This is a genomic window from Maritimibacter sp., assembly GCF_016774595.1.
Classification (GTDB): Bacteria; Pseudomonadota; Alphaproteobacteria; order Rhodobacterales; family Rhodobacteraceae; genus Maritimibacter; species Maritimibacter alkaliphilus.
In genome coordinates this window covers 526,753-548,341 of the sequence record NZ_JACBWT010000001.1, presented here as the reverse complement: position 1 = coordinate 548,341, position 21,589 = coordinate 526,753, and the positions used below count along the sequence as shown (strand labels likewise).

General features: G+C 66.1%; 20 protein-coding genes. 12 read left to right on the top strand and 8 right to left on the bottom strand.

Features of this window, described 5'->3' with window-relative positions:
- The 5 genes from HOY44_RS02785 (at window position 1) to HOY44_RS02765 (ending at window position 4,763) form a co-directional block, all read left to right on the top strand.
- Complete coding sequence (locus HOY44_RS02785; protein WP_008335146.1) at window positions 1-417, top strand: cytidine deaminase; 417 nt, start codon at window positions 1-3, stop codon at window positions 415-417.
- On the top strand, window positions 414-1,625 hold the full coding sequence (locus tag HOY44_RS02780) for a phosphopentomutase (protein ID WP_287432891.1): 1,212 nt from the start codon (window positions 414-416) through the stop codon (window positions 1,623-1,625). The genes HOY44_RS02785 and HOY44_RS02780 overlap by 4 nt, the downstream gene beginning before the upstream one ends.
- Window positions 1,622-2,629 carry an adenosine deaminase gene (locus HOY44_RS02775; RefSeq protein ID WP_287432888.1) on the top strand — a complete coding sequence of 336 codons (1,008 nt, stop codon included), beginning with the start codon at window positions 1,622-1,624 and terminating at the stop codon, window positions 2,627-2,629. Before HOY44_RS02780 ends, HOY44_RS02775 begins: the two co-directional genes overlap by 4 nt.
- Window positions 2,622-3,254 (top strand): uracil phosphoribosyltransferase, encoded by a 633-nt coding sequence (gene upp / locus HOY44_RS02770; protein ID WP_008335151.1) that lies wholly within the window; start codon window positions 2,622-2,624, stop codon window positions 3,252-3,254. Before HOY44_RS02775 ends, upp begins: the two co-directional genes overlap by 8 nt.
- 102 nt (window positions 3,255-3,356) lie before the next feature.
- Window positions 3,357-4,763 carry a hypothetical protein gene (locus HOY44_RS02765; RefSeq protein ID WP_287432885.1) on the top strand — a complete coding sequence of 469 codons (1,407 nt, stop codon included), beginning with the start codon at window positions 3,357-3,359 and terminating at the stop codon, window positions 4,761-4,763.
- A gap of 48 nt (window positions 4,764-4,811) precedes the next feature.
- Here HOY44_RS02765 and HOY44_RS02760 read toward each other — a convergent pair whose 3' ends face one another.
- Window positions 4,812-5,831 carry a hypothetical protein gene (locus HOY44_RS02760; protein WP_287432884.1) on the bottom strand — a complete coding sequence of 340 codons (1,020 nt, stop codon included), beginning with the start codon at window positions 5,829-5,831 and terminating at the stop codon, window positions 4,812-4,814.
- A gap of 214 nt (window positions 5,832-6,045) precedes the next feature.
- Window positions 6,046-7,011, bottom strand: a complete 966-nt coding sequence (locus tag HOY44_RS02755) for a hypothetical protein (protein ID WP_287432882.1) — start codon at window positions 7,009-7,011, stop codon at window positions 6,046-6,048.
- A gap of 197 nt (window positions 7,012-7,208) precedes the next feature.
- On the opposite strand from HOY44_RS02755, the gene HOY44_RS02750 reads away from it, so the two are divergent.
- Together HOY44_RS02750 and HOY44_RS02745 are read left to right on the top strand one after the other, a co-directional pair.
- The gene (locus HOY44_RS02750; RefSeq protein ID WP_287432881.1) at window positions 7,209-8,486 is read left to right on the top strand and encodes an MGH1-like glycoside hydrolase domain-containing protein; all 1,278 of its coding nucleotides are present in this window, start codon (window positions 7,209-7,211) and stop codon (window positions 8,484-8,486) included.
- Between the two features lie 80 nt (window positions 8,487-8,566).
- Window positions 8,567-11,647: a methyl-accepting chemotaxis protein gene (locus tag HOY44_RS02745; protein ID WP_287432880.1), complete on the top strand. Its 3,081-nt coding sequence runs from the start codon at window positions 8,567-8,569 to the stop codon at window positions 11,645-11,647.
- 22 nt (window positions 11,648-11,669) lie between these two features.
- On the opposite strand, the gene HOY44_RS02740 is transcribed toward HOY44_RS02745, so the two are convergent.
- Window positions 11,670-12,635 carry a zinc ABC transporter substrate-binding protein gene (locus tag HOY44_RS02740; protein WP_287432878.1) on the bottom strand — a complete coding sequence of 322 codons (966 nt, stop codon included), beginning with the start codon at window positions 12,633-12,635 and terminating at the stop codon, window positions 11,670-11,672.
- Between the two features lie 71 nt (window positions 12,636-12,706).
- On the opposite strand from HOY44_RS02740, the gene HOY44_RS02735 reads away from it, so the two are divergent.
- Genes HOY44_RS02735 through HOY44_RS02725 form a run of 3 tightly spaced genes read left to right on the top strand, consistent with a single transcriptional unit; the run spans window position 12,707 to window position 14,707 of the window.
- Window positions 12,707-13,195, top strand: a complete 489-nt coding sequence (locus tag HOY44_RS02735) for a transcriptional repressor (RefSeq protein WP_287432876.1) — start codon at window positions 12,707-12,709, stop codon at window positions 13,193-13,195.
- Window positions 13,192-13,932: a metal ABC transporter ATP-binding protein gene (locus HOY44_RS02730; protein ID WP_287432875.1), complete on the top strand. Its 741-nt coding sequence runs from the start codon at window positions 13,192-13,194 to the stop codon at window positions 13,930-13,932. The genes HOY44_RS02735 and HOY44_RS02730 overlap by 4 nt, the downstream gene beginning before the upstream one ends.
- The gene (locus HOY44_RS02725) at window positions 13,925-14,707 is read left to right on the top strand and encodes a metal ABC transporter permease (RefSeq protein ID WP_040885336.1); all 783 of its coding nucleotides are present in this window, start codon (window positions 13,925-13,927) and stop codon (window positions 14,705-14,707) included. Before HOY44_RS02730 ends, HOY44_RS02725 begins: the two co-directional genes overlap by 8 nt.
- Window positions 14,708-14,711: 4 nt before the next feature.
- Here HOY44_RS02725 and HOY44_RS02720 read toward each other — a convergent pair whose 3' ends face one another.
- From HOY44_RS02720 to HOY44_RS02700, 5 genes are read right to left on the bottom strand one after another with little or no spacing between them, the layout of a single operon-like run.
- Window positions 14,712-15,641, bottom strand: a complete 930-nt coding sequence (locus HOY44_RS02720) for an AEC family transporter (RefSeq protein ID WP_287432873.1) — start codon at window positions 15,639-15,641, stop codon at window positions 14,712-14,714.
- Window positions 15,641-16,444 carry an MBL fold metallo-hydrolase gene (locus tag HOY44_RS02715; RefSeq protein ID WP_287432872.1) on the bottom strand — a complete coding sequence of 268 codons (804 nt, stop codon included), beginning with the start codon at window positions 16,442-16,444 and terminating at the stop codon, window positions 15,641-15,643. Before HOY44_RS02715 ends, HOY44_RS02720 begins: the two co-directional genes overlap by 1 nt.
- Window positions 16,444-17,232 (bottom strand): TatD family hydrolase, encoded by a 789-nt coding sequence (locus tag HOY44_RS02710; RefSeq protein ID WP_287432870.1) that lies wholly within the window; start codon window positions 17,230-17,232, stop codon window positions 16,444-16,446. Before HOY44_RS02710 ends, HOY44_RS02715 begins: the two co-directional genes overlap by 1 nt.
- Entirely contained in the window at window positions 17,229-18,356 is a 1,128-nt protein-coding gene (locus tag HOY44_RS02705; protein WP_138422711.1) for a DNA polymerase III subunit delta', read from the bottom strand. The genes HOY44_RS02710 and HOY44_RS02705 overlap by 4 nt, the downstream gene beginning before the upstream one ends.
- Before the next feature lie 49 nt (window positions 18,357-18,405).
- A complete protein-coding gene (locus HOY44_RS02700; protein WP_287432868.1) occupies window positions 18,406-19,242 on the bottom strand; it encodes a class I SAM-dependent methyltransferase in 837 nt (278 codons plus the stop codon).
- A 69-nt stretch (window positions 19,243-19,311) separates the two neighbouring features.
- On the opposite strand from HOY44_RS02700, the gene HOY44_RS02695 reads away from it, so the two are divergent.
- Window positions 19,312-20,640 carry a capsule polysaccharide biogenesis protein gene (locus tag HOY44_RS02695; protein ID WP_287432867.1) on the top strand — a complete coding sequence of 443 codons (1,329 nt, stop codon included), beginning with the start codon at window positions 19,312-19,314 and terminating at the stop codon, window positions 20,638-20,640.
- Window positions 20,637-21,431 (top strand): SDR family NAD(P)-dependent oxidoreductase, encoded by a 795-nt coding sequence (locus tag HOY44_RS02690; protein ID WP_287432866.1) that lies wholly within the window; start codon window positions 20,637-20,639, stop codon window positions 21,429-21,431. The genes HOY44_RS02695 and HOY44_RS02690 overlap by 4 nt, the downstream gene beginning before the upstream one ends.
- Window positions 21,432-21,589 lie beyond the last annotated feature (158 nt).

Genomic DNA, 21,589 nt, shown 5'->3' with positions numbered 1-21,589 from the left:
GTGTCAGAAAATACGGTGTCGGAGAAATCCCTGTTGGACGAGGCCAAGGGTGTCTGGCCCAAGGCCTATGCGCCCTATTCCGGGTTCCGGGTGGGGGCCGCGATCCGGTCGCCCTCGGGCCGGGTGCACCTTGGCGTGAATGTCGAAAACGCGGCCTATCCCGAAGGCACCTGCGCCGAGGCGGGTGCGATCGCCGCGATGATCGCGGCGGGCGACACCGAGATCGCCGAAATCGCGGTGGTGGGCGATGCGCCCGATCCCGTGACCCCGTGCGGCGGCTGCCGCCAGAAGATTGCCGAGTTCGCGCGCAAGGGCACCAAGGTGACGATGGGCACGCTCGACGGTGGCGAAATGGTCGTCACCATCGAAGACCTGATCCCCTGGGCCTTCGCCAAGGCGCAGATGGAGGGGAAATGACCCGCGCCTTTCTTGTGGTGCTGGACAGCGTCGGGATCGGCGGCGCGCCGGACGCGGATGCGTTCTTCAACGACGGCACGCCGGACACGGGGGCGAACACGGTCGGCCATATCGCCGAAGCCTGTGCCGAGGGCCGGGCGGACGACGGGCGCGAAGGGGCGCTGATGATGCCGAACCTCGACCGGCTCGGCTTGGGTATGGCGGTCAAGCTCGCCTCGGGCCTGATCGCGCCGGGTCTGGGGGCCGAGCCGTGGGGCGCGTGGGGCGCGGCGACCGAGGTGTCCAAAGGCAAGGACACACCATCGGGGCATTGGGAGCTTGCGGGCGTGCCGGTGCCCTTCGACTGGACCTATTTCCCGGATGCGGAACCCGCGTTCCCGCCCGAGATCACGGCGGCGATCTGCAAGGCGGCGGGCGTCGACGGCATCCTCGGCGACAAGCACGCCAGCGGCACGGTCATTCTGGACGAACTGGGGGCCGAGCACATACGCACCGGCCTGCCGATCTGCTACACGAGCGCGGACAGCGTGCTCCAGATCGCGGCGCATGAGGAGGCGTTCGGGCTGGAGCGGCTCTATGCGTTGTGCGAGGCGATTGCGCCGATGTTGCATGAGCGGCGGGTGGGGCGCGTGATCGCCCGGCCTTTCCTTGGTGACGCCGAAACGGGGTTCGAGCGCACGGTGAACCGCCGCGATTTCGCGCTGGCCGCCCCCGAGCCGACCCTTCTGGACTGGGTCTATGACGCGGGCCGCCCGATGCACGCGGTCGGCAAGATCGGGGACATCTTCGCGCACCGGGGCGTCACGGATAACGCCAAGGGCACGGACGAGGCGTTGATGGAGGCGTTGATCGGCTTGGCCGACACCGCCGAGGATGGCAGCCTGACCTTCGCGAATTTCGTGGAGTTCGACTCGAAATACGGGCACCGGCGCAATGTGGCGGGCTATGCCCGTCACCTCGAATGGTTCGACGCGCAGTTGCATCGGTTCTTCGACAGGATGAAGCCCGGTGATCTGGTGATTTTCACCGCCGACCACGGCAACGATCCGACGTGGGTCGGCACCGACCACACGCGCGAACGGGTGCCGGTGCTGTGTCACGGGATCGGGACACGCAAGTTGGGTCAGATCGCCTTCGCCGACGTGGCGGCGAGCGTGGCGGATCACCTCGGGCTGAGTGAGCGCGGGGCGGGGAGGTCGTTCCTGTGACCTTGCCCGAAGAACTTGCCGACGCGATCAAGCGGATGCCCAAGGTGGAACTGCACCACCACATCGAGGGTGCGGCGCCGCCGGCCTTTGTGCGGGGGATGGCCGCCGAGAAGGGCTTGAACATTTCGAACATTTTTGATGAGCGTGGCGCCTATGATTATGCCGACTTCTTGCAGTTTCTCGATGTCTATGAACAGGCGACCAAACCCCTGACCAGCCCGGAGGATTACGGGCGGCTGACCGTCGCGGTGCTTGAGGAAGCTGCCAAGGACAACGTGATCTACCTCGAGACCTTCATCTCGCCCGCCTTCTGCGGGGGCGGCGACGTGGCGGCGTGGAAGGAATACCTGCACGCGATCCGCGAGGCTGCGGCGACGGTGCCGGAGGTGACGCTCAGGGGCATCATCACGGCTGTGCGCCATTTCGGCCCGGACGAAGCCAAGCGCGCGGCGATCTGCGCGCAGGAGACGGTGGGGTCGTTCATCACCGGCTTCGGCATGGGCGGCGATGAGAACGCGGGCACGTTCCGCGATTTCACCTATGCCTATGACGCCGCGCGCGAGGCGGGGCTGCGGCTTACCACCCATGCGGGCGAATGGGGCGGACCCAAGGTGGTGCGCGAGGCGATCGAGGTTCTGAAGGTCGAGCGGATCGGGCATGGCGTGCGCTCCATCGAAGATCCGAAGCTGGTGGATTATCTCGCGGCTTCCGGCGTGGTGCTGGAGGTCTGCCCGCAATCGAACGTCGCGCTGGGCGTCTATCCGTCGACCAAGGCGCACCCGATCCAGAAGCTGCGCAAGGCGGGCGTGACGGTCACCGTGTCCACGGACGATCCGCCGTTCTTTCACACCACGATGACGCGGGAATTCGAGGAATTGGCGCTGGCCTTCGGATGGGACGTTGACGATTTCCGCGCTCTTGGCATAACCGCCGCCGATGCCGCATTCTGCGACAAGGCCACGCGCGCCGCCCTGAAGTCGAAACTGGAGAAATTCGTTGCCTGACCATCTGACCGTCGTCGAACACCCGCTCGTGCAGCACAAACTGACCATCATGCGGGAAAAGGAGACGTCGACGGCGGTGTTCCGGCAGTTGCTCAGGGAAATCTCGCTTCTGCTCGCCTATGAGGTGACGGGCGATCTGGCCATGACGACCAAGGTCATCGATACGCCGATCACCGAGATGGACGCGCCGACGCTCAAGGGCCGCAAGCTGGCGCTGATTTCGATCCTGCGGGCGGGCAACGGTCTGCTCGACGGGATGCTGGAACTGATCCCTTCGGCCCGCGTGGGGTTCGTGGGGCTTTACCGCGACGAGGCGACGCTGGAGCCGGTGCAGTATTATTTCAAAGTGCCCGAATACCTCGACGAACGTGTGGTGATCGCCGTCGATCCGATGCTGGCCACCGGGAATTCGTCCGTCGCGGCGATCGACCTTCTGAAAAAGGCCGGGGCCAAGGATATCCGGTTCCTGTGTCTGCTGGCGGCACCCGAAGGCGTGGCGCGCATGAAAGAGGCGCATCCGGACGTGCCGATCATCACGGCGGCGCTGGACAAGAAGCTCAATGAAAAAGGGTATATCGTGCCCGGTCTGGGCGATGCGGGCGACCGGATGTTCGGAACGAAATAGCCTGTTTCCAATATCTTGACTGAGATTTAGGGTTTCACCCACTGGACAGGCCAAAATCCATCCGCCATGGTGAACCCTAAATCTAGTGTTGGGGGACACGGTATGAAATTTTTCAAGTATGCAAGTGCCTTGGCCATCGCTGCCACGATGTCCGCCGGAGCCGCCCAGGCCGTCACGCTGGCGCAGGGGGCCAAGCCCCGTGAAACGCCGCCAGCCGGATACAAGGGCGATGTCTATGTCGACAGCCGTGGATGCGCCTATGCCCGCGCCAACGTGGGCAGTGCGACCAACTGGGTGCCGCGCCTTTCGCCCAACCGGGGAGAGGTGGTCTGCGGTCTGAACCCGACCTTCGCGGCCGGAAATGCACGCGGTTCGGTCCCCGCGCCGATCGCGCCGCCCCCGCCGGGCGACGTGGCGACGGCCGCCGCCGCTGCCCCTGCGCCGAGCGCACCGACCACCCAGACCCTGCGTACGCCGAGCCCGGCACCGTCCCCCACCAACGTGTCCGCCGCCCCGGTCCGCCCGGTCGAGACCCAGCCGCGTCAGGCCGCGTTCCAGACGACCACCGGCCTGTTCGCCAATCTGCCGACGCCCAGCCCGGCGCCCGAGCCTTCGAACCTGTCGGCGGGCCGCAACACGTCGAGCGGCACCGATCTGGCGGTCGCGCCGTCGAACAACCGCCGGATGGAAGTGACCTGTCCCGGGACCACCGGCACGGCCCGCGTGATGATCGGCGGTCGTCAGGTGAACGTGAACTGCGGGGCGAGCGCCACGCAGCCCCGGCTCTACACGGTTCAGCACACGAACGGCTACACCACCGAACTGGTCGCGACCCCGGCGCCCGTCGTGATGGCGCAGGCCGCGCAGGTCGGCACCTATGGCCAGTACCGCCCGTCGGTGCGCGCCACCCCCTATGGCGCCGTCCCGGTGATCCCCAACCCGCCGTCGCCGCGCGTCACGGTGAATCATCCGACCTATCAGGTCTATGCGGCCACGCCGGACAAGCGCGCGCTGACGACCGCGCCGCGCATGACGATGCAGGACGCTAATATCACCTCGACCTACCGCGTGCCCCATGCGGGCGAGAGCTATGAGTCCTATATCGCCGACAAGGCGCGCGCCCATGCGCAGTCGGGGATCTTCTACGAATACGGGGCCGAGCTTCAGGCGCGCCCGCTGCCGTCGCCGTTCCCGCAGACCGGGGCCGATTATTCGATCAACGGCTATGCCGTGAACCCGCGCTATTCCGGTGTCGAAGTGCCGGACGTCTACAATCCGCGCGTGCGCTATCACCGGGCACCGCAGGTCCAGTCGGACAACACGGTCTATTCCAACCCGCCGGTCGCGCGCGCCACGCCCGCACCCACCGTGCCGGAAGGCTACCGCGCCGCCTGGGACGATGACCGGCTCAACCCGAACCGGGGGCCGCGCACGATTCAGGGCGAGGTGGATATGGTTCAGGTCTGGACCAACACCGTCCCGCGCAGGCTTATCACCGTCCCGCGCTGATCGGGCCGAGACGCGACATCGAGAACCCCGCCCAAGTGGCGGGGTTTTTCATGTCTCGCAGATGCTTTGCAGGCTGACCCAGGACGCGTCGGGGAGGAGCGGCTCCGCCGCCGTGACCGGAACCGGGTCGGCCTCGATCAGGGGCAGCGTGGTCTCGCCCGACGGGTCCAGCGCATAGGCATAGGGTGTGGACCTAAGGCCCGCCGCTTCGAACGCCGTCAAGAGCGCGTCGTTGTCGAGCGGTTCGGCTTCGGCGGTCAGGAGGTGGCGGGCGTAGTCGTCGAGGACGGCGTCCGAAACCTCGCCCGTCGTCAGAAGCTTCGCGGTAGTCATCAGGCCGGCATGGTCGAGAAGCGCACGCATCGGGTCGGTCTGACGCGCGCGCAGGTTCTCGGCGAGGATGAAGCCGGCGACCACGTCGGGCTCGTTCTCGTCCACGATCAGGTCGCGGTTCACGAGGATGATGCTGCCGGGCACGACACGTGCGGTCGCGACCCCGTCGAGAACGACGAACACGCGCGTGCGGCCCGTGCCGAGGACACGGCGCGCCAATTGGTCGAGGGCGGACTGGCCGCTCCCGTCACAAGGGGCGCCCGAGACGCGGCGGATGCGGTTCATGAGGCGGTCCCCGACCTCGGTCCGGGTGGCATCGGGAAGCAGCGCGACGGTCTGGCGGGTCAGCGTTTCCGGCACCCAGACCAGCGTGGCCGTCACCAGCGCCGCCGCGACGGCCCCGGTCAGGACGAGCCGCACGCGCCCGCTGCGCGGCCTGCGCCGCGCGATGGCTTTGCGGATACGCTCGATCGCCGCGATCATGTCGTCATCCGAAAGCTCCAGTTCCTCGGCCTCGTCGGCGGCATCCGAGGGCGCGTAGAGGGCGGGGCGTTTCGAGGGGTTCGTGCGGTGGACGGCGGCGAGCGACCAATGGGCGAGCGCGCGTTCGGCGGTGTCGGTCAGGGTGAGCGTGGCATCCCCGATGGACACGACCACTTCCACCCGCTGCGCCGTGGGATCGGCGCGCCAGAGGCCGGAGGCTTCGAGCCTGTCGTATTCCTTGAGGGCCGTCATGGGGGCCTGCCGCTGCTCATCTTGTCTGTTTTGCGCAGGATACGCCCCGGCGGCGGTTTTGCAAAGCGGTCGCTCACAAGCGGGGTGCGCGCGGGCGCGCACGCAGGATTTGCGCCGCCCCGGCAAGGCCGGGCCGTCGCGGTGGCACGCGCCGATGGCGCGTCTGGAGGACCAGTCCTCCAGACCTCCTGAAGTATTTCGGAAACGAAGAAGATCAGGCGCGTCGGCGTGCGAAGATCAGGATGATCCCGCCGATCAGGCCGACGAGAAGGTAGTCGATGAGGGGGATGCGCGCGACCTCTTCCAGCCGGGTCCAGCCGCGATCGGCATAGACGACGAGCGTCGCTGCGGTGATTGCAAGGCCGAGGATCCAGCGGGCGCGGCGCGACAGGCCCAGACCGTGCATTTGGGTGACGACTATGAGGGCCGCGAAGCCGAAGGCGAACATCGGCCAGAAATCCTGACCGCCGACCACCGCGACGATCACGCCGTGGACCAGCACTGTGCCTTCGAGCACGAAGGTCCACCAGCGGTTCGTGTGGACGCGGGTGAAGATGAAGCTCGCCTGAATGAACAGGAGGAAGGTGTAGAAAAAGCCCCAGATGTGGCCCCAGGTCACCTCCATCGGATGATACCAGTAGGTGAAGGTCACGGCCCAGGCGAAGTAATAGCCGTGGCTGCGGATGAGGAACGGGCGGGTCGCCGCGAACCACGATTTGCCCGCGCCGAAGAAAAGGCCGCGTCGGGGCGCTTCGATCAACAGGACGAGCACGAGGACGAGGACGACGGAGCCTTGCGAATACATGACCGGGACGTCCTGTGCGAGGCCGTCGTAGAAGAGCGCGGTCTGGAGCGCGTGGAGGGCCGCGAAGACCGCCGTTCCCGCGAGTGCGACCCAGTTGAGCGGGTGCATCGTCGCGCGGTTCCTGAGCCGGTCGCGGTTGGTCTGAGCCCACCAGATGAGGCCCCAGATGAAGGCCTGATGCGCGAGGTATCCGCCCCAAGCGGTCGCGCGGCTCCAGACATCCGGGTCGGGGCGTTTCCACAGATACCAGTTGTAGCCCTGATCGGGCGGGAACCGGACCTGCGCGATGAACGGGTGCAGAAGCTGGATGGCGAGGGCCGCGAGCACGGCGAGCGCGACGGACAGCGCAAAGGGGCGGGCGATGGCGGGTGGCATTCTGTGTCCCGGTCTTTCTTGCGACTACGCCACGTCGGGCGCGGCGGATCAACCCGGATCATCGCTTTGCCCAATTTGCGGGCAGCCGGGCGCCCGGACCGTCCTGAGGGTGCGGGAAATTTGCATAGGCGGCGGGGCTTGCCTAAAACCGAGGCAACGGTCTTGCGGGCCCCGACGCCGCAGGACAGCGTGAGGCCATGGAAGGCGCGGATCCGGGCATGAACTACGACAAGATCGACAAGAAGGCCCGCAAGGTTCTGCAAAGCAACGACCGTGGGCTTTACACGGTGCCGACCAAGGGGCTCTATCCCTATCAGTGGAACTGGGACAGCGCCTTTGCCGCCTGGGGCTTTTCGGTGTTCGATGCCAAGCGCGCCTGGGCCGAGTTGGAGACCCTGTTCCAAGGCCAGTGGGACACCGGAATGGTGCCCCATATCGTATTTCACAAGCAGAGTTTCGGCTATTTCCCCGGCCCCGACGTATGGGACATCAACCGGGTGCCGCATACATCGGGGATCAGCCAGCCGCCGATCGCGGCGACGATGGCGCGCGCGGTCTATGAGGCCGACAAGCGATATGGCCGCATCCATATGGAACTGCTCTACGGACGGCTGGTGAGTTGGCATCGCTGGTGGATGAAGAACCGGGTCGAGAACGGCATGGTCTGCATCACCCACCCATGGGAAAGCGGGCGGGACAATGCGCTCGACTGGGATGCGGCGCTCGTCGGCGTGGATACGAGCGAGGTGGGCGAATACCACCGCTCCGACACGGATCACGTCGATGCCTCGATGCGGCCCTCGAAACTCGACTACGACCGCTATGTCGCGCTGTTGCAATTGTCCAAGGCGACGGACTGGAACGAAAAGGTCATCGCCGACAAGAGCCCTTTCCGGGTCGCCGACTGCGGCATGACATTCATGTTCCTGCGCGCGTGCCGTGACCTCCTCCATATCGCGGCGGAGTTCGACATGGGCACGGACGAGATCGAGGGGTGGATCTTCGACCTCAAGCAGGGCGTGAAGAGCCACTGGAACGAGGCGCGGGGGCACTATGACAGCGTCAACGTCAAGACGGGGGCGTTCACCAACACGCTGACATCGGCCAGTTTTCTGAACTGGTATGCAGGTATTCGCGACGACCGGCAGCTAAAGCATCTGCACCGCATTCTGGATCAGGTGCAGTACGGCATTCCGTCGCTCGATCCCGACCATCCGCATTTCGACGAACTGAGGTATTGGCGCGGGCCGGTCTGGGGGATGATGAACGCGATCATCGGTATCGGGCTGGCCGAAACCGGGCATACGGTTCTGGCCGAACGGTTGCGCAAGGATACCCAGAAACTGATCGCGGAGCACGGGTTCTACGAATATTTCAACCCGGTCGACGGCGCGGCGGCGGGGGGTGGCGAGTTCACGTGGACGGCCGCGATCTGGCTGACCTGGGCCAGTCCGCATGCCAAGGGGCGGTTCTAGGCCGTTAGGCGAATCTTCATGCGAAGGTGCGAAGCCTGACTGGAATGGCACGGTGACGTGCGGCGTTTCAGGTCAGGCTTATGCGGTTTCTCAACAATCTGAGCATCTCGAAAAAGATGCCGATCATCATGGTCCTGCTGGTCGTTCTGTCGGCCAGCGTCTCGGGTGTGCTTCAGGGGACCGAACAGAAGGCAGCGCTGCTGGATGGGGCGACGGCGCAGTTGGAGGCGATTGTCGACACCCGGGCCGAACTGATGGCGCAGGCGACGCTGAACGCGGTCCTGCATCTTGACGGGCTGGTCGAGGGGCCCGCGACCGCGGCACAGGTCGCCGCGCTTCTGAACGGTGTCGCGATGCTTGGGGCGGATGCCGAGGCGCGGTTGACCGAGGCGTTCGTCACGGCGAACCCCTATCCCGAAGGCGAACGTGCGGAGTTGCTGGAGCCTGCGGCGGCGGGGCTTTGGGCCTATGGCGGCGCGCACAAGGTGTTCCACCCGCAGGCCCGGACCTTCGCTTCGCACTACGATTTCCTCGACGTCTTCGTGGTCGCCCCGGACGGGCGGGTGATCTACTCGATGAACAAGGGTCCGGATTATGCGACCAACCTCGTGACGGGAACGCAGGCCGACAGCATTCTGGCGCAGACCTTTCAAACCGCGATTGCGGCGGGGGCGCGCGCGGCGGAGGTGCCTGTGGGCGGCCGCTTCGGCCCCTTTCACGGCGATGTCGCGACCTTCATCATGCGTGGCGTGACGGGCGAGGATGGATCGATCCTCGCCTATCTCGCTGTCCAGCCGGATACGCAGGTGTTTTCGACCATCGCGAACGACCCGAACGGGCTGGGCGAGACCGGGATCGTCTTCGTCGTCGGCGAAGACGGAACGTTTCGTTCCCGCTCGCGGTTCGACGCCGGGTTCACGGTGACCGATCCGGTGGCGGCTGGCCCGCAGATCGACGCGGTGCTGGGCGGCGCGACCGGCGCCCAACTGGGCACGGGTCAGGCCGGACAACCGGCGCTGATCGCCTATCGCCCCCTTGGCGGTGCGACGCCGGGTTGGGGCGTGGTGGCCGAAAAGGACATGGCGGAAATCCTCGCGCCGACCCGCGATCTCATGATCCAGATGGCGATTCAGCAGGGTCTAGTCATTCTCGGCGTTTCTATCGTCGCCGTCCTCTTTTCGGCGTCTCTGGCGCGCCCCCTGCGCCGGGTGACTGGGGCCATGGCCGAGATTTCCGAGGGCGCGCTGGACACCCGCGTGCCGGATGTTGCGCGGCGCGACGAAGTCGGCCAGATCGCGAACGCGCTTGAAAGGTTCCGTGTCGGGCTGATCGAAAACGACAAACGGCGGTTCGAGGGTAATTTCCGGTCGGCCGCTTTCGACAACAGCAGCTCCGCGATCATGATGACCGGGCTCGACCAGACCGTCATGCATGTGAACGCGTCGCTGTCGAACATGCTCAAGCGGTATGACACGGCGTTCCGGGCCACGGTGCCGGGCTTTTCCTCGGACGAGATCGTGGGTCGCTCGATTCACGATTTCCACCCGCCCGCGATCGAAAACCGCGTCGAAACGCTGCTGCGCGACCCAGCGAACCTGCCCTATAGCGCCGACATCGCTTTTGGCGACGTGCGGATCACGCTGACGATCACGGCGGTCTACGACATTGCAGGCAAGCACATCGGGTTCGTGACCGAATGGACGGATGTGACGGAAGGCTACATGAACCGTGCGCTTCTGCGCGCGATGGAGGCCAATCAGGTCAAGGTCGAGTTCACCGCCGAGGGGCACTTGCAGCGGGCCAACGATGTCTTCGCAACGACGATGGGCGTGACCGCGCCGGTCGCCGCGCGATATCGGACGGTGGAAGACCTGTCGCCTGCGCTGGGCGAGACGCTTGAAAAAGTCCGCGCGGGCGAAGCGGTGTACGGACGGTTCGAACTCGACAGGCCCGATGGCACGCGGTCGATGATCGACGGATCCTTCGCGCCGGTCAACGACGGGAACGGACGCTTGATGCGGATCGTGCTGGTGGGCAACGACGTGACCGAGGCGACGCTGGCGATGCGTGACAGCGAAGAAAAACGGCTGGAAATGCAGGAAAATCAGGCCCGGGTCGTGGACGCGCTGCGCGAAGGTCTGGAAGCTCTGGCCGAGGGCGATCTTATGACCCGGATCGACGAGGCCTTTACCGAGGATTACGAACAACTGCGCAACGACTTCAACAAGGCGGCCGACAAGCTGCTGGAGGCGATGCGCGGCGTGATCGAAAACGCCGATCTCATCACCGGCGAGGCGGCCGAGATTTCCACCGCCGCCGACGACCTGTCGGCCCGGACCGAGAAACAGGCCGCGACGCTGGAGGAAACCGCCTCCGCGCTCGATCAACTCACCTCGTCGGTGCGGTCGGCGGCCGATGGCGCGACCCATGCCAACGAGATCGTCGACAAGGCCCGCGAGAACGCGGAAGCCTCGGGCGAGGTCGTGCGCGAGGCGGTGACGGCGATGGGCGAGATCGAAAACTCGTCGACCCAGATCTCCAAGATCACCGGCGTCATCGACGATATCGCCTTCCAGACCAACCTTCTGGCCCTAAACGCGGGCGTCGAGGCGGCCCGGGCTGGCGAGGCAGGGCGCGGCTTCGCCGTCGTCGCCTCGGAAGTGCGGGCGCTGGCGCAGCGGTCATCCGATGCCGCGCGTGAAATCAACGAGCTGATTTCGGCCTCGGGCGGTCAGGTCAAACGCGGCGTGGACCTCGTCGGACAGGCGGGCGAGGCTCTGAAAGGGATCGTCGAAAGCGTGTCGGAAATCTCCAAACACGTCTCCGAGATCGCGGTGAGCTCGCGCGAGCAAAGCTCGGGCCTTGCCGAAATCAACGCGGCGGTGAACCAGCTCGATCAGGTGACCCAGCAAAACGCGGCAATGTTCGAGCAGACGACAGCGGCGAGCCATGCGCTGACCCGCGAGGCCGAAACGCTGGCCCGGACCATGGGCCGCTTCCAAACCGGCGCCCCGGCCCGCGACGCGGCTGCCCCCGTGGCCTTCACGACCAAACGCGACACCTCACCGGCGCGGCCACCTGTCAGCGAGGCCCGGGCGACCGCGACTACCGCCACCGCCGTGGCGCAGGCGCCCGACGATGATGGGTGGGACGAATTCTGAGGGACGGGCGCGCGCGTTTACGTCAGCCTTCAGTGAGGCACGTGTCGATGACCGAGGCGATCCCGGTCATGAGTTCGCCATAGAGTTCGGGCCCGGGGGTCAGGGTGCTTCCCATCGGATCGAGCACGCCCGTGCGCAGCCCGGCGCCGGTTTCGATCGCCTCGAGCAGCCCCGGATCGGACCCCGGCTCGGAAAAGGCGCAGGTCACGCCGTGGTCGTCGACAAGGTCTTTGAGGGCGGACAGGGCCGCGGCAGAAGGGGCAGAGGCATCGCCCGGCTGCACGCTGCCGAGGATGTCGATCCCATAGGTCGCGGCGAAGTAGCCGAATGCATCGTGGAAGGTGACGATCTCCGCGCCGGCATGCGGTTCGAGCCGGGCCGAAATCGCGGCATCCATCTGAGTGACATCGACAATCGCAGCCTGCGCGTTCGCGACGTATGTTTCAGCGTTTTCCGGATCGCGCGCCGCGAGTTCTTCTGCCACCGCACCAAGCCAGGCGCGGGCGTTGTCCGGCGACAACCAAGCATGCGGGTCGGTGCCGTCGTGATCGTGCGCCTCGGTATCATGTCCGGCCTCGTGATCCTCTTCCCCCCCGTCCGCATGTGCCCCGTCATCGTCGGGGTGCCCGTCCTCTTCTTCCAGGGCGGCGTCGGAGCCGTCGAAATCGCGCAGGGACGTCGCCGGATGCTCGAGCAGCGCTATGGTTTCGGCGCGGGCGAGTCCGTCGATCGCACGGGCGAGCCACGGCGCCAGATCTTCCCCGACCCAGATCACCAGCTGCGCTCGTTCCAGCATCCGTGCCTGACTTGGTTTCAGGGTCACCGAATGCGGATCGGCGCCACCTTGCAAGAGCAGTTCAGGCTCGCCCACACCGGCCATGACTTGTGAGACGAGCGAGTGGACCGGCGCGATATCGGTCACGACCTGAGGCGGTTCGGCAAATGCGGGCAACGGGGCGAGGGCGGCGGCGATGAGGGGCAGGCGCATGACTTGTCCGGCCTCCAATAATGTTATATCGTTACGCATCTGTAATATCATAACGCATCGGTATGCAACCCATGAGCCTCGATCCCTCCGCCGCTTTCCATGCCCATGACCACAGTGCCTGCGCCCAAACCGCCCTGGAACAGGCCGAGAGAATCTGCGCCAAGGCAGGCGCCCGGTTCACACCGGTGCGGCGTCGGACCTTGGAAATCCTGCTGGCGGAACACCGGGCCCTCGGCGCTTACGACGTTTTGGACAGGCTGGCGGAGGACGGGTTCGGAAAGCAACCGCCCGTCGCCTATCGAGCCCTCGATTTCCTTGTCGAACACGGGCTTGCCCACCGCATCAGACGCCTGAACGCTTTTGCCGCCTGCACCCATCCGCAAGACGCCCACGCCCCCGTCTTTCTCATCTGCTCGGACTGCGACGCCGTGGCCGAGGCGCCGGGGGGAACGGTGCGCGACGCGCTGGAACAGGCCGCCGGGGACATCGGGTTCTCGGTCGCGCGCGCCAGCATCGAAGCGGTCGGCCTGTGCCCGGCCTGCAACGAGGCCGCCGCATGAGCCTGATCGAGGCCAAGGGCCTGTCGCTTTCCTACGGCGCGCAACCCGTGCTCGAGAACGTGAACATCGCCATCGAACCCGGAGAAATCGTCACGCTGGTCGGGCCGAACGGGTCGGGAAAATCCTCTCTCGTCAAGGTGTTGACCGGCCAGGTGAAACCCGATGCGGGCAAGGTGCGCCGCAAGCCGGGCCTGCGTCTCGGCTATGTGCCGCAGAAGCTGGCCCTCGAACGGTCCCTGCCGATGACGGTCGCACGGTTTCTGAACCTGCCCGAACGGCGCGATCCCGAAGCGATCCGCAGGGCGTCAGAGGAAACCGGGATCGAGGGGTTGGAGCACCGGCAGGTCGCCGACCTGTCGGGCGGGCAGCAACAAAGGGTTCTTCTGGCCCGCGCGCTTCTGACGTCGCCGGAACTTCTGATCCTCGACGAGCCGACCCAAGGTCTCGACCAGCCGGGCGAAGCGGCCTTCTACCTGAAACTCGAACACCTGCGCGACGCGCTGGGATGCGCGGTGCTGATGGTCAGCCATGACCTGCATGTCGTGATGAGCGCGAGCGACCGGGTGATCTGCCTGAACCACCACATCTGTTGCGAAGGCACGCCGCATGTGGTGCGCGATGCGCCGGAGTATCGCGCGCTGTTCGGCTATGGCACCGGCGGGGCGCTGGCGCTGTATCAGCACGAACACGACCACCACCACCACCATCATCACGACCACGATCACGACCATGTTTGACGATTTTCTCGTGCGCGCGGGGTTCGCGGGCGTCGGGCTCGCATTTGCCACCGGGCCCTTGGGCAGTTTCGTCGTCTGGCGCCGGATGGCCTATTTCGGCGACGCGACCGCACATGCGGCCATTCTCGGCGTGGCGCTTGCGCTGATCTTTTCCGTCCCGGTGACGCTGGGCACGCTGGCCGTCGCCCTCGCCATGGCGCTGGTGGTGAGCGGTCTGGCCACGCGCGGTCACGCGATGGACGCGACGCTTGGGGTCCTCAGCCACTCGGCGCTCGCGCTCGGACTGGTCGCGATCAGCTTCGTGCCGGGCGTCCGGGTGGACCTGTCCGCGTTCCTGTTCGGCGACATTCTGGCGGTCGGCCGACAGGACCTTTTGGTGATCTGGGGCGGCGCGGCCGTGGTCGTCGCGCTGCTGGTCTGGCGTTGGGCCCCGCTTCTGACGGCGACGATGTCGGAGGATCTGGCGGTCGCATCGGGCATCGATCCGCGGCGGGAGCGGCTGGTCCTGACCCTCGCCCTCGCCATCGTGGTCGCCGTCGCGCTCAAGGTGATCGGGACGCTTCTGATCGCGGCCATGCTCATCATTCCGGCGGCTGCAGCGCGGGGCTTCTCGCGCACACCCGAGGCGATGGCGGTTTCGGCGGTCGGCATCGGGGCGGCGTCCGCGCTTGCCGGGCTTGGCGCGTCTTACCTGGTCGACACGCCGGCGGGGCCGTCGATCGTGACCGCTGCGGCGGTCATCTTCGCGATCACGGCGGCCGTCACGCGGCGGTGAGCCGTCAGGGCAGGACGTGCAGCCAGAGCCAGATCGTCAGGATCGAACTGGCGGTCGCGGCAAGCACGCCCGTCGCGTTTACGCGTTTCGACACGCCATACATGTTTGCGAAGAGGAAGGCATTGACGCCCGGCGCCATGGAGGCGGTGAGCACGGCCGACCGGAACTGCGCGTCGGAGAGGCCGGTGAGCGTGCCCATGACCCATGTGACCGCAGGGTGCAGGACGAGCGAGACGAGCACGATCCACGCCACAACGCGCATGTCGCCTTCGGGTTTGTAGGCGACGAGCAACCCGCCAAGGCCGAAGAGCGCGGCGGGCAGGGCGGCGCGGGCCACAAGGTCCACGGCGTCGCGGGCGGGGCCGGGGAGCGTGAGGCCCGAGAGGTTCGTAGCAATGCCGAGCGCGATGCCGATGACGAGCGGGTTGCGCGCCATGGATTTGGCGACGCCCTTGACCGGGGCCAGAATGCCGCCGCCCCCGGTGCGCACGATCTCCATCGCCGTGACGCCGATCAGGTAGCAGACCGGCGCATGGATCGCGATGATCGCATAGTTGGGGCCGAGCGCGTCCGAGCCGTAGGCGCGCTCCATGATCGGCAGGCCCAGAAGGACCGAGTTGGAGAAAAGCGTGGCGAAACCGATGGCGACGCTGTCGGTCCACGGGCGTTTGAACAGGTAGCGCGCGCCGAACAGGCCCGCGAAGAAGCCGAGGATCGCGCCCGTGTAGAACGAAGCCAGCAGGTTCCAAGCGAAATTCTCGCCCAGTTCGAGGGTCGAGAGGGCGCGGAAGAGCAGCACGGGCACCGCGAAATTCTGGGCGAATTTCATCAGCCCTTGAACGGCGTCGTCGGAAAAGCCGAGTTTCCAGCGGGCGAGGTAGCCGAACCCGAGCACGAGGAAGACGGGCAGGATGACCTCGATCAGCGCCTGCATCAGATGTCGTAGCTGATCTGCATCCCGTCGTAGGCGGCGGTGATGTGTGCGGGCGTTTCGGCCTCGATCGTGGTGTGGTCAATGTCGATATGCATGTTGGTCAGGACGCCGCGTTTCGTGCCGGAACGTTCCAGCCATTCGAGCGATTTCTCGACATGGGCATGGGTCGGGTGCGGGGTGTAGCGCAGGGCGTCGAGCACCCAGCAATCAAGGTCCTGAAGCGCGTTCCAAGCCGCGTCCTTCATATCGGACACGTCGGGCAGATAGGCGAGGTCGGCGACGCGGAAGCCGAGGGCGTCGATGTTGCCATGCTCGACCTCGAACGGAGTGAAGGTGATCGGGCCACCCGCGCCGGTGAGCGTGAAATCCTCGCCGTCGCGGATCGTGTGCATGTCGAGGATGGGGGGATAGCTCGATCCCTCCGGCTGGACGAAGGCGTAGCCGAAGCGGGAAAAGAGCGCGTCCTGCGTGGCACCGTCGGCATAGACCGGCAGGCGCTTGCGCATGTTGTAGACGATCATGCGCAGGTCATCGATGCCGTGAACATGGTCGGCGTGGGCATGGGTGTAAATCACCGCGTCGAGCGCACCGACATTCGCGTCGAGCAATTGCGCGCGCAGATCGGGGGAGGTGTCGATCAGGATGCGGGTGGTGGCATCCCCTTCGGCCCGTTCGACCAGCATCGAACAGCGGCGGCGCGCATTCTTCGGATTGGCCGGATCACAGGCGCCCCAGTTGCCGCCCAGTCGCGGGACGCCACCGGACGAGCCGCAGCCCAGAATGGTGAAGGTCAGGCGCGCCATCAGGCGGCCTTCCAGAACAGGCGGTCGAAATTGTCCTGCGTCGCGCGGGCGAAATCGGCATAGTCGAGCCCGAACACCTCGGCGCCGACGCGGGCCGTATGCGCCGTGAAGGCGGGTTCGTTGCGCTTGCCCCGATGGGGCGGGGGCGCAAGGTAGGGGCTGTCGGTTTCGACGAGGATGCGGTCGAGCGGCGCGTCGGCGAAAATCTCACGCAAATCCGAGGATTTCGGGAAGGTCGCGATGCCCGACATGGACAGGTAAAAGCCAAGGTCGAGCGCGGCCCGTGCCAGCTCCGGCCCCGACGAAAAGCAGTGCATGACGCAGGTGTATGCACCCGCGCTGTGCTCTTCGGTAAGTATACGTGCCATATCGTCATCCGCGTCCCGTGCGTGGATGATGAGCGGCAGCTTGGTCTGGCGGGCCGCTTCGATATGGACGCGCAGGCTTTCCTGCTGAATCTCTTTGGAATCAGCGGTGTAATGGTAATCGAGCCCGGTTTCGCCGATGCCGACGAACTTGGGGTGGTCCGCGAGCGCCACGAGATCTTCGACGGTGGCCAGAGGCTGATCCGCCGCGCTCATCGGGTGGGTCGCGGCGGCGAAATAGACCGGATCGTGCGCCTCGGCGACGGCTTGCACTTTTGGCACATTCGCCAGTTTCGTGGCGATCGTCACCATCCGCGTCACGCCGGCTTCGGCGGCGCGGGCGACGATTTCATCGATCTGACCCTCGAAATCCGGGAAATCGAGGTGGCAATGGCTATCGGTGATACTTGGCTGCTCGGTCATGCGGCGTAGGCTGCTGCGGTCTCGTTGATCCTGAAGGTGATATCAAGGATGAGGGCGGCAGGGTCAAGGTTGACCGCCCGCCCATGTCCGGCGCGCGAAGACACGTCTTGCGCCACCTCGGCCCAACGGCGTGCGCGCCATGCGTCGGGGGCGAGCCGGGCGAACAGCGCGGCCTCGCCGGGGGCGGCTTCGATCAGCGGCGGGTGACCGGCGCCGGAACGTGCGAGGCGGGCGAGGAACTGGTCCACGAGGTCGAGGATCAACGCATAGCGCGTGGCGTTCGCGACGCCTGCCGCGCTTTGCGCCAAGGCGATGGCGCGGGGGCGGTCATAGCGCGGGGCATGGGCGAAGATGGACACCAGATCTTCGTAGATCTTCAGCCCGCCCAACTGGCTGAGGCGCAGGGCCTCGCCCACGGACCCGCCCGCGAGTTCGCCCAAGGCTTCCGCGTCGGGGCCGGGCATGTCGCCCGCGTTTTCCAGCGCGCGGGCGAGGTCGGGGGGCGCCAAGGGCGACAGGCGCAACTCGCGGCACCGTGACCGGATCGTCGGCAGGAGGCGCGAGGGCTGATGGCTGACGAGGAGCAGCGTCGCACCCCGCGGAGGCTCCTCCAGCATCTTCAAAAGCGCGTTGGCGGCCTGCGTGTTCATCTCGTCGGCGGCATCCACGATCACGACGCGCCGGCCCCCGTCCGAGGCGGAGAGACCGAAGAATTCGCGCAGCTTGCGCACCTCGTTCACGCGGATATCGGCGGACAGCTTGTCGCCCTTGTCGTTCGGGCCGCGTCTGAGCAGGAACAGGCCGGGTTCGGCCAGTTGCATCGACCGGCGCACCACGGGGTGCTCGGGGTCGATGTCCAGCGTTTCGGGCGGCGGCGGCGCGCCGAACATGCCGCCGTCGTCGGCGGGTGTGGCCAGCAGGAACCGCGCGATCCGCCAGGCGAGCGTCGCCTTGCCCACGCCGCGCGGGCCGGAAATGAGCCATGCATGGTGCAGCCGCCCGCCGTTATAGGCGGTCAGGAACCCCTGTTCGGCCGCGTCCTGCCCGACAAGCGCACGGGTTTCGCGCGGGTGGGGCGCACCTTCGATGCGGTCGGGTTCGGGAAGCTCCATCGGATCGGCCATGCGGCCAACTTAGAGCAATCGCGGGCAGGCGAAAGGGCGATTGCGCGGCTCAGGCCGGTTTGCGGATCACGCAGGCGAAATCGGCGCGCAGGCCCTTTTCGTATTCGTCGTATTCCGGGCTGCCGGGCATGTCGGCCCAGCGGCGGGCGTAGATCGAGAACGGCCACGGCACGCGGGCCAGCGTGGCTTCGCGGCGGGGCAGGTCGGCCTTGAGCGAGGCGAAGGTGTGCGGCGTGATGTTGCGATAGGTCAGGACTTCGAGCCCTTCCTTGGCGGCGGCCTCGCGAATCTCGCCCTCGACCTTGGCATGGTCGCCCTGACGGTAGCCGCCGGAAAAGCTGATGAGCCCGCCGGGTTTCACGACGCGCCCGGCCTCTTCGACGAAAAGCGTCAGGCCGAAGTAGGTGGGCGATCCGACGGCGACCACCATGTCGAAACTGTCGTCGGCGAAGGCCAGCCCGCCGGAATGCCCTTGCGTGATCGTGGCATCGGTGAAGGGCTTGGTGCGCCGTTTGGCGAGGCGGACGGCGGATTGCGAGCGTTCGGTGCCGGTCAGCTTCGCCTGCGGGTAGAGGCGCGACAGGTAAACGAGCCCGCCGCCCTGACCGCAGCCCACGTCGAGGATCGACGTCGGCGCAGGGCCGTGATCCTTCACCATCGTGCGGCCCGCCTGATGATACATCATGGCCGAATGATCCTCGCCCGCGAACTCGGGGTAGGAGGTGTAGTCTTCGTCGAGCGGCATGTATCCGCCGTTGAAGAACCACATCCGCCGTGCCGGAGACAGGCGATACAGCACCTCGTAGGCGACGAGGTCGAACAGGTGGAACGCGAAGCCGAAAACCCGCTTGCCAAAACTGTCATGGGCGCGGAGAAAGTCTGGCATCTTGCCTCCCGGTCGTGATTAAAGGGCCGGAGCCTTAATGCGATAGCCACAAGAAAAATGGAACAGCCAATGAGCGCCAATCAGGGACAATCGGAGACGCGCAGTTTCCTGTTCCTGCAAGGGCCGACCTCGGGGGTGTTCCGCGATCTGGGCCGGGCGCTGGCCGCGCGGGGGCATAAGGTGCTCAAGGTCAATTTCTGTCCCGGCGACTGGCTGTTCTGGCGCGGCAAGGACACGCGGATGTATCGCGGGTCGCTGGCAGACTGGCCCGACCATCTGCGCGCGCTCATCCGCGAACGTGGCGTGACCGACATCCTCTATTTCGCGGACCGTTTTCCCTATCACAAGGCGGCGCAGCGCGTGGCGCATGAGGAGGGGGTGCGCAGCGTGTCGATGGAGTACGGCTACCTGCGGCCCGACTGGCTGATCCTCGAAGAGGGCGGGCAGTCGACCTATTCCCATTTCCCGAAGGATCCCGCCAAGATCGAAGCGGTGGCAGAGACGCTGGAGCCGGTCGATCAGGCCCAGATCTATGACATCCCGAGTCTGGACGAGGCGGTGCGCGAGGCTTCGTTCCACCTGTCGAACGCCTTCTTCGGATGGCTCACCCCGCGCTATCGCCCGGATCGTTATTACCCGGTCTTGGTCGAGTTTCCGGCCTATGTGCCCCGGCTCCTGAAGCGGCGGCGCAACGCACCGAAGGCGGATGCGCTGGTCAGGCATTTCGAGGCGACGGCCGAGGTGCCGCGCTTCCTCGTGCCGCTACAGATGCAGAACGACTATCAACTGCGCGACAATGCGCCCAAGGGGTTTCAGACCGAGTTCATCCGGCGTGTCATGGCCTCGTTCCGCGATTATGCGCCGGAAGGGGCCGAACTGATCTTCAAAATTCACCCAATGGACAACGGGCTGGAGCGGTGGGAGCGGGTGGTGCCGCGTCTGGCCGCCGAACACGGGCTGGCCGAACGGGTGCATTTTCTGGACGGCGGGTTCCTGCCCGACATCTTCTCCATCGTCGCGGGCTGCGTGGTCATCAACTCGACGACCGGCCTGATCGCGCTTCGGCGCAACGTGCCGACCAAACCTTTGGGCGTGGCGGTCTACGACATCGAGGGGCTGACGCATCAGGGCGATCTGGACGGGTTCTGGACCGATCCCCAGCCCCCGAAGCCCGGCATGCTGAACGCGCTCGTGCGCGCCATGGCCTATGGCATCCATGTGCGTGGGTCGGTCTATGGCGACGAGGGCCGGGCGGCGTTCATCCGTAACGCGATCGAACGGCTGGAGCAGCCGCGCATCAACCAGTTCGGGCTTTATGAGCCGCGCCCGCCGCGTGTCGACAAGGCCGTGTCGCTGGGCATCGCGGTCGATTGGCCCGTGGGCAAGATCGCGTCGTGACCGGGGCGCGCCGCATCCTGCTGACCGGGGCAAGTTCGGGTCTGGGGCGGGAACTGGCGCGCGCCTTGGCGAAACCGGGCGTGACGCTGTGCCTGTCGGGGCGACGTGAGGCGGCCTTGGCGACGGTCGCCGACGAATTGCGCGCCAAAGGAGCCGAGGTCGAGACAGCCATCGTGGACCTGACCGACATTCAGGCGGCCGAGGGTTGGGTCGATGCCGTGGCCCACGCGCCCATCGACCTCGCGCTCCTGAACGCGGGGATGTTCGACGGGCGCGGCAAGGACGGTAAGCTGGAAAGCCCGCGCCGGGCCGCGATCCAGATCGAAACGAACCTGACCGCGCCCACCGTGCTGGCGCTGCGTCTGGCAGACCACATGCGTGAGGCGGGGCAGGGCACGATCCTGTTCGTCTCGTCGCTGGGGGCCTTTGCCAATCAGGCCGACGCGCCGAGTTACTGCGCCTCGAAAGCCGGGATCACGGCATTCGCCCGAGCATTGCGCGAAGACCTCGCCCCCGACGGGGTGCGCGTGGTGATCGCGCATCCGGGCCATATCGAGACGCCGCAGACCGAGGTGCATCGCGGCCCGCTGCCGGGGATCATGCCCGCAGAGCAAGCGGCGAAAACCATCCTCGCAGGGCTGGCGCGTGGGACCGCCGAAATCGACTTCCCCGGCCACCTCAGACTGGGGCTGAAACTCCAGTCGCTGCTGCCGTGGAAAATGCAGGCGAAGATCAATCAGGGGCTGCGGTTTCACGTCGATCACGGCGACGACCCCGACAAGGGGAAGTAACGTCAAGGGCTTGGCCGGTTCGGGCGATGCCCGAAATCCGGGCATTGCGTCGTGATAAGCGGCTTGAAAGCCCTCGGAAATTTTTGAACGTCGGGTCAAATCCGGCGAAAAAGCCAAAATCTATCAACCACCTTGAAAAAACCCGTGCTAGGCTTTCG